Raw genomic sequence first — 12,250 nt, forward strand, 5'->3', positions numbered from 1 at the left:
AGATAATTGATAGAATTGGTATAATCTTGCACTAGGATGATCGGAAAGCCCAACCAAACTTTGGTTGGGCTTTTTATTGGAATCGATTGAGCGAGAAAGCTTACTTGGTTGGGAAACTGATTTGCGCGCTTAGCCCGCCTTCACTGCGGTTACGTACCACAACCGAGCCAGAGTGTTGACTGACGATACGTTTAACAATGGCCAAACCCAAGCCTGTCCCTTCACTGCCACGTGCAGTATCACCACGAGTAAAAGGTTCAAACAAGCGTGCGATTTGCGATTGCTCGATACCCGGACCATTGTCTTCAACGCACACCCACACTAACTGTTTGTCGGCGGTGACGCCCGTACTGATTTTCACCCAGCCATTGCCGTATCGTAGAGCATTAACCACAAGGTTACTCACCGCGCGTTTAATCGCGATTGGACTGCCTTTCGCGGTTGGCATCGTAGGGTTGAGGTCAGTTTCAATTTCGACTTCATAACCCCCTTCCGACGTTGCAACATCACTGGTGATGGTATTGATGTCCACCTGCTCAAACGACTCTTTATTTACTGGCTTGAGGTAGTCCATGAACTGGCTAATGATCTCGTTACACTCTTCAGTATCACTGATGATGCCTTCAGCTAAGTAACTGTCTTCTGGCGACATCATTTCTGTCGCAAGACGAATACGCGTCAATGGCGTACGTAAGTCGTGACTGATACCCGCCATTAATAGCGCGCGGTCTTCTTCCAGTTCTTGAATGCCTTTCGACATCTGGTTGAATGCGCGAGTGACAGAGCGGATTTCTGAAGCCCCCTTCTCTGGCAATGGCGGCGGAATTTCACCTCGACCTACTCCTTTCGCGGCTTTTTCTAGCGCAATCAAAGGTCGGTTCTGCAAACGGATAAATAGCCAACCACCAGCAATGATCAGAAGCGCCATGATTAAGCTATTGCGAAACAGCGGAGCAAAATCTTCTTCTTGCAGTTCAGAAAGTGGAATACGAATGATGGAGTTCGGCAACTGATCGATGCGCATCCACAGAATGTAGCTCTCACTGCCAAGTAGCAAACGAACTTCCGTTGGTGAGCCAAGCTCTTGCGACATTTCTTCTGACATCAAGTCAATCGACATCGCATGATTGAACTCATTCATCATCTCGCTATCAACGCTATGTACTGTTACTCCAAGATTTTCTAGTAATTGGTGACGCAGAGGTGCATCAGACTTGAGTAAACCATCTTCATCAAGAACCAAATTCAATTCATGAGCAAGAATTTTGTTGAACTGTTGCAAACTTGGCATCAACGCGTAATTAAAAACGGCGTAGTAAGAAAAGACTTGGCTAGCGAGAAGCAAAGAAATGAACAGTAAAATGGATTGTGTAAATGAACTTCGGATTCGCATGGAGGATCCCTAATGGACTGTTCCTAGTGAACAACATTAATTGCGAGTTTCCAGCCCTCAAACAGGAAGGAGGTTTGAGGGTGGAATATGAGCTGCCGAGTATCGGCAAACCTTTTATAGCGGATTACGCTTCTTTACCGTCTGGAACGAACACGTAGCCTAAACCCCACACCGTCTGGATGTAGCGCGGCTTGCTTGGATCATCCTCAAGCATGCGGCGTAGACGCGAAATTTGAACGTCGATAGAACGCTCCATTGCCGAGTATTCACGACCACGGGCCATGTTCATCAGCTTATCACGTGACATCGGCTCACGAGCGTTAGTCACAAGTGCTTTCAGCACCGCAAACTCACCTGAAGTCAGTGGCATCGCCTCTTCACCACGGAACATTTCGCGCGTTCCTAGGTTCAGACGGAAGTCACCAAACTCAACGACTTTCTCTTCCGTGCTTGGCGCACCAGGTAGTTCAACCGTTTGGCGGCGAAGTACTGCTTTAATTCGAGCCAGCAGTTCACGCGGGTTAAACGGTTTTGGTAAGTAATCGTCTGCTCCCACTTCTAGACCAACAATACGATCAACTTCATCGCCTTTCGCCGTAAGCATTAGGATAGGTAGCATGTTGTTGGCATGACGTAAACGACGACAAATCGATAAGCCATCTTCGCCCGGCAACATTAAATCCAGCACCATAAGGTGGAAGTTTTCACGGGTCAGAAGACGATCCATCTGCTCGCCGTTAGCGACACTTCTCACCTGAAAACCTTGCTCAGAAAGGTAACGCTCCAAAAGAGCACGCAAACGAGCATCGTCATCAACCACTAATATTTTATGATTTTCCTGCATTGAAACATCCTTTCAGAGGCATCTATTGTCAAAAATGTATCACTGTTTTTTCAAATGTGCTTGTTCAAATTGTTACTCTTTTTATCTTAACCACGATTTTGATGGATTATTCCCATGTTTCACGTTGTTTTTCTCTCAATCACAACAATTTACAGTCAGGCAAAATCAAGGCTAATATGGTCGACAGAATCCAATAACGGCTGATTTACTTCTAATGAAAACCAATTTAATTACCCGTGAAGGCTACAATCGCCTAAAAACAGAACTCGACTTTCTTTGGAGAGAAGATCGCCCAGAGGTCACTAAAAAAGTGACTTGGGCCGCGAGCCTCGGTGATCGCAGTGAAAATGCAGATTATCAGTACAACAAAAAACGTTTGCGTGAAATTGACCGTCGCGTCAGATACTTACGCAAACGCCTAGAGCAAGTCAAAGTGGTGGATTACTCACCTCAACAAGAAGGCAAAGTGTTCTTTGGTGCTTGGGTAGAAATTGAGAATGAAGCGGGCGATGTGAAGCATTTTCGCATTGTGGGTCCCGATGAGATCTATGGCGACGCAAAAGGCTATATCTCGATTGATTCCCCAATGGCTCGCGCGCTACTAAAAAAAGAAGTCGATGACGAATTCGCAGTAAGAACGCCGGAAGGTTACAAAGAATGGTTTATTAACAGCATTCGCTACCAAGCCGAAGAAAATTGATTCTGTAACCCCAAAAAAGAAAGCCGCACTATTGAGTGCGGCTTTTGCGTTTTAGATACCAACCTTGGGGGTTACTCTTCGTAGTCAGGCTTGTCGGTCACAATGTAGTTGGTGTCGCTGGCAACGATCGCACCGTGCTTCAAGAAGTTCTTACCCAGAATCATGCTGTAATGGAAGCGGCTGCGGTCTTGCAGGTTAACGCGAATCTTCTTCTCTAACTCTCCCAACTTGACGTGCATTTCCACTACAGGGCGCACGTTGGCCTTCTCGCCTTTCTTGGCTTTAATGCGCATCACGTCGACAACTGGCTTGGTAAATTCCTTCTTCATACCACTGTCGTTCTCGTAGGTGAAACTCACCATGTCTTTGCCATCTTTCTTGAACTGTTTGATGTTCTTGGCATTAATCGAGCTCACATCCGCACCTGTATCCAACTTCACAGGGAATGACATACCTTCCACTTCAGCAACTTCAATGTGACCAGCTTTAAACAGCGGTTTTGCATCCAACAAATGATCCGCACGAGTATTCAGAAGCACACCACCTTTTGCCATGTTGTGGCCAAAGACAAAGAATGGTTGCTCTTGGTCATCTTTCTCCAACACATCAACCGCAAACTCGATAGTTTTTTCCTCATCGCCAAACAAGAACTCGCCTTCCACGACAGGACGAACTGAATCACCCACTTTTAGCTTTTTCAAAACAGGCTTCGTGATTTTTTCTTCCTTACCTTCAGTTGTTGGTAAGTAGAAAGTCACCACTTCTTTTCTATCTTTTTCTGTAAGCTCGAAGCCATCAACACGCAAAAGTGGGGTCTTAACAGCAAACGTCGGGTAAGCTGCCAGCACGTGGCCGTCTATGTTTACCGATTCTTCTGGTGAGATAACCAATGGTTTCGACTTAAGCGCATTTTTGAAGGATTTCTCCACACCACCTAGTAAGTTTTCTTTATCGGTATCAATTACAAAATGTTGACTCGCGACATCTTTGCCAAGGCGAATTTGCGAGCTGAAACCACTGCGGTCACGTAGGTACACCAACCATTGCTGAGTTTCGGTTTCGCTCACTTTGACAGGTAAATAAACCAAAGGGCGCTCGCTTTTACTTGTTTTCAGCATACGCACTAATGGCAGAGTCATTGGATGACGTTTACCGTTTTCACCTTCTAAGGTGAAGGAAACCTGTTTTTTCTTCTCGTCCACTTTGATGTTCAAAGCATGCACATTGGTGTAACGACTGGTGGTTGAGATGCTAATTTTGTATGGCACACCTTCGACTTCAACCGTTTCTTTTTTACCAATCATCTGGGCTTTAGGTTGCTCTTGAAGATAATCGTAGCCAGCAAACACCCATGCATTGTTATCAAGGTATGTCTTACCAATCAAAATGGGTGCAGAAAATTGAGTACGCTTAGTGAGGTTCACCACGGTATCAACCGTGTGTCCTGCAATGGTCATCGGCATCTTCACCGTTGGACGCAAAATCGGCTTTTCGCTGGTGCGGCTGCGAATCGCGCTAATACGTTCTAGATCATCAGTGATTTTAATATCTTTGCCTTTGTACGGATGATGAAGAGTAAAGCTCACTTTTACTTGATACGGCTTAAAACTATCGGCATCCCAATTTGCTTTGGTTCCACCAAGATCATCAATAATCGCCCACATCAACTTATCGTCTTTGAGTTTTTTATATTCTGGGTTCGAGCTACTGACGTGGATATTTTCCGCATTCATTGATGTGGTGTCGGCACCTGTGTCGATTTTACCGATAAACGGCACGCCACTTAGTTCAGGAATATCACCGTAGTAAACACTTTCAACACGGCCTAAGACCAGTTTGTCATCAAGTTGATAGATGGGATCTTGAGTGGTCGCGGAGAGAGTTTGCGACCAAGCAAGCGGCGTCGCTAATAAGGCACCAGAAAGCGCCAAAGACATTTTCTTCATCATTGTTTTCCGTGTGAGCTAAGGTACAAGGTTAGTCGATAACCGAATGTATAAGTTCTCAATTTACTTACAGTTTTGACACAAATCTGACTGATGTCCACCAGCGCTCGGTAAATTTTCGCGTGACTAGTTTAAAACATTGCAAATTCCATGAATGACCCCAATGTTCTATACACAACCAATATCTAAACAGAATTAAAGAGAATACACGGATGAGCCAAGCTATCTGTCGCATGATTGCTCAAGAGCTGAATGTTCGCCCTGAGCAAGTCAATGCCGCTGTAACCCTTATCGATGACGGGAACACAGTCCCATTTATTGCACGTTACCGTAAAGAGGTGACGGGCGGTCTTGATGATACCCAACTGCGTACTCTAGACAGCCGTCTGTCTTACCTTCGTGAGTTAGACGATCGCCGTCAAACCATCCTGAAGTCGATTCAAGAGCAAGGCAAACTTACGCCAGAGCTAGAACAAGAAATCACTCAGGCAGACAGCAAGACTCGTCTTGAAGACTTGTACCTACCTTACAAACCAAAGCGTCGCACCAAAGGTCAGATCGCGATTGAAGCAGGTCTTGAGCCACTCGCAGACCAGCTTTGGAATCATCCGCAAACTGAGCCAGAAAGCGAAGCAAGCAAATACCTTGATGCAGACAAAGGCGTGGCAGACACCAAAGCCGCACTGGATGGCGCTCGCGCAATCATTATGGAGCGCATCGCTGAAGACGCGAATCTTCTAGAGAAAATCCGCGCTCATCTAAACCGCAATGCGGAAATGGGTGCTCGCGTCGTAGAAGGCAAAGAGCAAGAAGGTGAGAAGTTTAAAGACTACTTTAACCACAACGAGCCACTAAGCAAAGTACCATCGCACCGCGCACTGGCGATGCTACGCGGTCGTAACGAGGGCTTCCTGACATTGGCGATGAATGCCGATCCGGAACAGGAAGAAGGCGCTCGTCAGTCTTATTGCGAAACGATTATTGCTGACCACTACGGTGTGACACTCAGCAGCGCACCAGCCGATACATGGCGTAAACAAGTGATCAGTTGGGCATGGCGTATCAAAGTATCGATGCACATGGAAACCGAGCTAATGGGTGCAATGAAAGAACGTGCTGAAATCGAAGCGATTGAAGTATTTGCGACTAACCTAAAAGACTTGTTGATGGCTGCGCCGGCAGGTCCTCGTGCGACACTTGGTCTCGATCCGGGTCTGCGTACAGGCTCGAAGATCGCTATTGTCGATCCGACTGGTAAAGTGCTTGCAACCGAAACCATCTACCCTCACCCACCACAAAAGCAATACGACAAATCAGCGCAAATCGTTGATCAGTTGGTGCGCAAGTACAACGTGGATTTGATCGCAATAGGCAACGGCACGGCTTCACGTGAAACCGACAGCTTTGTCGCAGACGTCATCAAACGTGGCAACCTGAAAGTTCAGAAAATCATCGTAAGTGAAGCGGGTGCATCGGTGTACTCAGCATCTGAGCTTGCAGCGAAAGAATTCCCGAATATGGACGTATCTCTGCGTGGTGCGGTGTCGATTGCTCGTCGCCTACAAGACCCACTGGCTGAGCTAGTGAAAATCGATCCTAAATCAATTGGTGTAGGTCAATACCAGCACGATGTTAGCCAATCGATGCTAGCAAAACGCCTAGATGCGATTGTGGAAGACTGTGTAAACGCGGTCGGTGTTGATGTAAACACCGCCTCTGCAGCACTACTGACGCGCGTAGCGGGCTTGTCGAGCACCATCGCGCAGAACATTGTCGACTTCCGCGATGAAAACGGTCGCTTCGAAGCTCGTACAACCTTGAAGAAAGTACCTCGCTTGGGCCCTAAGGCATTCGAGCAGTGTGCAGGCTTCCTACGAATCATGGATGGCAAGAACCCTCTTGATGCGTCTGCGGTTCACCCAGAAGCATACCCTGTGGTAAAAGCGATCTCTGAGAAGAACAACAAAGACATCAAAGCATTGATTGGGGATTCAAACTTCCTTAAAGGTCTGCATGCTGTGGATTACACCGACGATAACTTCGGTGTTCCAACCATTACAGACATCATCAAAGAGCTGGATAAACCGGGTCGTGACCCGCGTCCAGAATTCAAGACAGCGACGTTTGCAGAAGGCGTAAACTCAGTATCTGACTTGGAGCCGGGCATGATTCTAGAAGGCGTGGTATCGAACGTAGCCAACTTCGGTGCTTTCGTTGATATTGGCGTTCACCAAGATGGTCTAGTACACATCTCAGCACTGACAGATCGTTATGTATCTGACCCACGTGAAGTGGTAAAAGCGGGCGACATCGTTAAAGTAAAAGTGATGGAAGTTGACGTGCAGCGCAAGCGTATTGGTTTATCGATGCGTTTGAACGACGAGCCGGGTCAAGACAACCGCAGCCAACGCTCATCAGCAGCACCGCGTCGTAATGACCAACCGCAACGTCGTCAGCCTCGCCGTGATGACTCGTCATCTAACAGCGCAATGGGTGGTGCTTTTGCAGCGGCGTTTGCTAAAGCGAAAAAGTAATCTCGCTTAGTTTCACCGCTAACGAGCTTTCATAGCTAAAAAGAAAACGCTCCAATCAGTTGATCTGCTTGGAGCGTTTTTATTTGAGTAGGATATTGAGTCGTCATAATACTGCTATCACTTCTGACGGTGTATGGGGCGCGACCGAATGACCGTAATGAAACTTAATCACCTTCCTGCGCTTTTCCATCAATCCCTCTTTGACCGCAGCATCCAAAATGCGCTTAGGTAATCGAAAGCGTATCGCATAGCCCTTACCCTGATCTTCGCTGTAACTCTTGAGCGCAAGCAAACCGAAGAGACGTTCTAGCGTGTCTTCCGGTTCTTCGTGATAACGGGTATCCACCTCGGGTTCCACTTCGTAGTCAGGATGCTCCGATGGGTCCCACGAGGATTGGCGTCGCCGCTTCTCATCACTTTTTACTTTGCGCTCCGCATTGGTTTTCGCCAGTGCGACTGTTGGCGTCACAGGTTCTCGGACTTTATTGTCACGAGCAGCTTGTTCCGTCTGCACATTAACGGATGGGGCGATCAGTGGCACGCTTACGTTAGCCGGTGACACAATCATTGCGAACCCTCCTCAGAGTCGCCCAACTCGTCAATACAGCAAACTCCTCCCACAAGAAGAGTTCGCTAAAACTTATATCGACCAATTTTTAAGCAGCTTTAGAGTTTTATTCGCTTAGATTTGTAGACTCGCTAATTAAGCAGCAAATTCTCGCACTTGGAGACAAAACGCGTCATGTTCGGTCATGAACGGCGCATGAGAGGATTGGTTGAAAACAAACTGCTGAGTAGTTGGCAACTGCTCACTCAAGTCACTTGCCACTTTGATTGGCACTAAACCATCAAGTCGACCATAAAGGCGCAGCATCGGCATCGAAAGAGAGGCCAAAGCATCGCGCAGATCCACATCGGCAAGAATATTCAAACCAACCAACAATGAATCAGGGTTTGGCTGCGGACGCGATAGTACAGCTTGCTTGAGTTGTTTAACGTCTTTGCGCGCAGACGGGCTGCCCATCGCTTGCAGCGCCATAAAGCGCTCAATAGTGACAGAGAAGTCTTCCAGCAATTGTTCGGTGAATGCGGTTAACACGTTAGGTTGAATGCCACGCCAAGGACGTTCAGCAGCAAATTTGGGGGAACTGGCTACCGTGATTAACTTGCTCACACGCTGCGGAGCATTAAGTGCAATGTGGGTTGCCACCAAGCCACCTAATGACCAGCCAAGCCAGACAGCTTTTTCTGGCGCGTCTTGCAGAACAAGCTCAGCGATTTTTGCTAAGTCTTCGGCGTGAGATTCTGCGCTATGCCCGTACCCCGGAAGGTCAACCACATGAACTCGGAAATAAGGTTGAAGAGACTCGACCGTCTGCTGCCATACCGCACCATTCATGCCCCAACCATGAAGCAACACCAAATCCGGTCCTTGACCAAATGACTGCCAGTGTAAATTCGTGCTCATGCTCTCGTTCTCTCCCACTTATCTTATTCCTTACCACGCAATCCAAGCTTTACTCTGATGACTCGCTCACCTTGGATGGATTGTATGTTATCTGATCAATGGCAAAACATCATGCACCGCGTGCTTGGCAGTCAATGCGGGCTATGCCGTTTTCCAATCTCCCCCGACCAGCAGCCTAACTTAATGCGCTGGTGCGACAGCTGTTTTCATCACCTCACACTCCGCAAACGCTGTTCACGGTGCGGATTAACAATGACAGAGGAAGCATTCCAAACGTCAGCAGAATGCGGAGAATGCCTCAAAGAACCGCCACCATGGCAAAGGTTATACACATTGGGGGATTATGATTTCCCCCTTTCTCATCAAGTACAACGCTTTAAGGATCATGGTGAATCTTGGCATGTTACCGCCCTAACTCAATTGTTAGCGGAACGAATCGAGCATCCTGCTCCTATCATTACGAGTGTCCCTTTGCATTGGCAACGTTACTTAAAGCGAGGATTTAATCAGAGTCATGTCTTGGCGACACATTTAGCGCACAACTTGAATAGCAACTATCGCAATCGGGTTTTTAAACGCGTCAAAAGCGCACAATCTCAACGTGGAAATAAAAAAGCCGGTCGCGAGCAAAATTTGAAAGCAGCATTTGCCCTACACGGTGAGGTAAACTTTTCCCACATTGCTATCGTGGACGATGTTGTCACAACAGGCAGTACCGTCCGACAATTATGTCATTTACTACTTGAAGTTGGCGTAGAAAGCATCGATATTTACTGCATCTGCAGAACTCCTGCCCCTGGTTCAGGCTAGATCGCTTGGCAATGCCTTAGTATCAAAAAGACTAGACCAAGGCGGTAACAGGAGTAGAATAGCAGCAATAGCCTACAAATTTACTCAGGTATTCGTCGTGTCAAATATTACTATTACAGAAACTGCGCAAACGCATTTCGCCAACCTTTTAGGCCAACAACCTGAAGGTACTAACATTCGAGTTTTCGTTGTAAACCCAGGAACACAAAACGCAGAGTGTGGCGTGTCTTACTGCCCACCAGAAGCCATTGAAGGCACTGACACCGAAATCCCTTACAGCGGTTTCTCTGCTTTCGTTGACGAGCTAAGCCTACCTTTCCTGGAAGATGCTGAAATCGATTTCGTAACAGACAAAATGGGTTCTCAACTGACGCTTAAAGCACCTAACGCAAAAATGCGCAAAGTGTCTGACGACGCACCTCTAGTAGAGCGTGTAGAGTACGTAATCCAAACTCAAGTGAACCCTCAGCTAGCAGGTCATGGTGGTCACGTAAACCTTGTTGAAATCACTGACGACGGTATCGCTATCGTTGCATTCGGTGGCGGCTGTAACGGCTGTTCAATGGTTGATGTGACACTAAAAGAAGGCATCGAGAAAGAACTACTGAACCAATTCATTGGTGAATTGACAGCGGTTCGCGACGCAACAGAACATGACCGTGGTGATCACTCTTACTACTAAACGTTCAAAAGAACTCGGCTTTGAGAGCCAGTAAAAGTGTACATTGACGAAAAATGGGAGGCGTTTGCTTCCCATTTTTGTTTTCAATCGAACGAAGCTGAATCATCACGCTAGAAACTCGAGCCTTCTTCTCATATATTAAGAAATCTCATTAGCTTTAAAGAGCCAACGACACATAGGAGCCAGCGTTATGTCGAAAAGGACCCCACCAGAGATACTCTCTTGTCAGACGGTCGCACAATCTAAACTGTTTGCAGTGGAAGCCCTAGACCTTCGCTTCTCTAATGGTGAGTTGCGTACCTACGAGCGTATGAAACCAAGTGGGCGCGATGCTGTAATGGTTGTTCCTGTTACGGAGCAAGGCGATTTACTGCTCGTACGCGAATACGCAGCAGGCACAGAACGCTACGAGCTCGGCTTTCCGAAAGGTTTGATTGACCCAGGGGAGACTCCGCATCAAGCGGCAAATCGTGAGCTTAAAGAAGAAATTGGTTTTGGCTCTAACGCGCTAACACCACTCAAACAAGTCATCCTTGCTCCTTCTTATTTCTCCAGCAAGATGACCTTGTTCTTAGGACAAAGCCTTTACCCAGAAAAACAAGAAGGTGATGAGCCAGAACCATTAGAAATTGTTCGCTGGCCACTTGCTCAAGCCGAAGAACTATTAACGCACTTGGATTTTTGTGAAGCAAGAAGCATCACGGCGTTGATGTTGGCACTAAAACACTTACAAAACACCACTCACAACCAAAACCAATAACGGTCAAAGAGCCGAGCCATAATTGTGAGAAAGGACCATTACTTATGCCAATGACAAAAGATTTATCTCACCTGCTCCCGCAAGTCATCGAGATCGCGCGTAGTGCAGGACAATTGATTTTAGATATCTACGAAAAAAAGCAGTACGAAGCCTACATCAAAAGTGATGAGACACCGGTCACCAGTGCCGACATTGCAGCACATAAGCTAATTACAGAACGCCTAAGCGAGCTGACACCTGATATCCCCGTGCTTTCAGAAGAAGCAGCGGACATTAGCTTAGAACAACGCGCACAGTGGGAACGTTACTGGTTAGTTGACCCTCTTGATGGTACACAAGAATTCATCGCACGCAGTGGTGACTTCGCGACCATCATTGCTCTGATCGACAACAACAAGCCAACCATGGGAGTAGTTTACGGTCCAGTTTCTGGCGTAACTTACTATGCTTACAATGGCAAAGGTGCCTGGAAGATCCCAGACATGTCAGAGAGTGTGAAAATTCATACCCACAAGCATGAACAACCGGGACAAAACATCGCAATCGCAATCAGTCGTCGTCAAGACATCAACCGTATTACCAGCCGTATGAGCAGTGCTTGGAACTACGATTTAATTCCACTCGGCTCTGCCGCACTTAAAGCATGCCTTGTCGCTGAAGGTGCTGTGGACTGTTACTTACGTCTAGGTCCAACTGGCGAGTGGGATACTGCGGCTACGCAGTGTATTGTTGAAGAAGCGGGCGGACGTATTCTCAGCACGCAACTTGAGCCGCTGTCTTACAACGAGCGCGAGACGTTAGAAAATCCGAACTTCATCGTACTGGGCGATGCTGACTTACCTTGGGACGAGATTCTACAACGCAAAGATTGATCACAATCCAAACTGCATAGCTAGATTTTAAAAGGCCACGAATCGACTTCGTGGCCTTTCTTTTTATCTTTTGTACAGCGATAGGAGCATTTAGCCTACCATGTTCTAAGTACTCACCCAACTGTACACACTCATATCATTTACTTAAAAATCATAAAGTTAGACAAAAAGCAAATAACCAACTGAATTTCCTGTACAGCGAATAGCAGGCTTGGCCTACTATGATCTAAAAGCAAAAAGA

11 protein-coding genes are annotated in these 12,250 nt (G+C 46.9%); 6 read left to right on the forward strand and 5 right to left on the reverse strand.

The annotated features are described in order from the left end of the window. Positions 1-100: 100 nt before the first annotated feature. Together envZ and ompR are read right to left on the reverse strand one after the other, a co-directional pair. Positions 101-1,393 (reverse strand): two-component system sensor histidine kinase EnvZ, encoded by a 1,293-nt coding sequence (gene envZ / locus C1S74_RS10015; protein WP_038870091.1) that lies wholly within the window; start codon positions 1,391-1,393, stop codon positions 101-103. 124 nt (positions 1,394-1,517) lie between these two features. Beyond that, positions 1,518-2,237, reverse strand: coding sequence for an osmolarity response regulator transcription factor OmpR (gene ompR / locus C1S74_RS10020; RefSeq protein ID WP_038870089.1), 720 nt, complete (start codon positions 2,235-2,237; stop codon positions 1,518-1,520). Positions 2,238-2,451: 214 nt separating this feature from the next. Between ompR and greB the strand changes: the two genes are divergently transcribed. Further along, positions 2,452-2,937, forward strand: a complete 486-nt coding sequence (gene greB, locus C1S74_RS10025) for a transcription elongation factor GreB (RefSeq protein ID WP_045399429.1) — start codon at positions 2,452-2,454, stop codon at positions 2,935-2,937. Positions 2,938-3,008: 71 nt separating this feature from the next. On the opposite strand, the gene C1S74_RS10030 is transcribed toward greB, so the two are convergent. Further along, positions 3,009-4,886 (reverse strand): putative ATP-dependent zinc protease, encoded by a 1,878-nt coding sequence (locus C1S74_RS10030; protein ID WP_103415269.1) that lies wholly within the window; start codon positions 4,884-4,886, stop codon positions 3,009-3,011. A 209-nt stretch (positions 4,887-5,095) separates the two neighbouring features. Here C1S74_RS10030 and C1S74_RS10035 point away from each other — a divergent pair, with 209 nt between their 5' ends. Continuing rightward, positions 5,096-7,417, forward strand: coding sequence for a Tex family protein (locus C1S74_RS10035; RefSeq protein ID WP_045399434.1), 2,322 nt, complete (start codon positions 5,096-5,098; stop codon positions 7,415-7,417). Positions 7,418-7,520: 103 nt separating this feature from the next. Here the strand turns inward: C1S74_RS10035 and C1S74_RS10040 are convergent, their stop codons facing one another. Together C1S74_RS10040 and bioH are read right to left on the reverse strand one after the other, a co-directional pair. Next, positions 7,521-7,985, reverse strand: coding sequence for a hypothetical protein (locus C1S74_RS10040; protein WP_005430182.1), 465 nt, complete (start codon positions 7,983-7,985; stop codon positions 7,521-7,523). A 135-nt stretch (positions 7,986-8,120) separates the two neighbouring features. Next, positions 8,121-8,885, reverse strand: a complete 765-nt coding sequence (gene bioH / locus C1S74_RS10045; RefSeq protein ID WP_045399571.1) for a pimeloyl-ACP methyl ester esterase BioH — start codon at positions 8,883-8,885, stop codon at positions 8,121-8,123. A gap of 84 nt (positions 8,886-8,969) precedes the next feature. Between bioH and C1S74_RS10050 the strand changes: the two genes are divergently transcribed. The 4 genes from C1S74_RS10050 (at position 8,970) to cysQ (ending at position 12,009) form a co-directional block, all read left to right on the forward strand. Beyond that, the gene (locus C1S74_RS10050; protein WP_045399437.1) at positions 8,970-9,695 is read left to right on the forward strand and encodes an amidophosphoribosyltransferase; all 726 of its coding nucleotides are present in this window, start codon (positions 8,970-8,972) and stop codon (positions 9,693-9,695) included. Between the two features lie 97 nt (positions 9,696-9,792). After that, positions 9,793-10,377: a Fe-S biogenesis protein NfuA gene (gene nfuA, locus C1S74_RS10055; RefSeq protein ID WP_038870077.1), complete on the forward strand. Its 585-nt coding sequence runs from the start codon at positions 9,793-9,795 to the stop codon at positions 10,375-10,377. Positions 10,378-10,567: 190 nt separating this feature from the next. Next, the gene (nudE, locus tag C1S74_RS10060; protein WP_038876989.1) at positions 10,568-11,137 is read left to right on the forward strand and encodes an ADP compounds hydrolase NudE; all 570 of its coding nucleotides are present in this window, start codon (positions 10,568-10,570) and stop codon (positions 11,135-11,137) included. A gap of 44 nt (positions 11,138-11,181) precedes the next feature. Next, positions 11,182-12,009 (forward strand): 3'(2'),5'-bisphosphate nucleotidase CysQ, encoded by an 828-nt coding sequence (gene cysQ, locus C1S74_RS10065; protein WP_038870073.1) that lies wholly within the window; start codon positions 11,182-11,184, stop codon positions 12,007-12,009. The last annotated feature ends 241 nt before the right edge of the window (positions 12,010-12,250 follow it).

Origin of the sequence: Vibrio hyugaensis, assembly GCF_002906655.1 — a bacterium.
Classification (GTDB): domain Bacteria; phylum Pseudomonadota; class Gammaproteobacteria; order Enterobacterales; family Vibrionaceae; genus Vibrio; species Vibrio hyugaensis.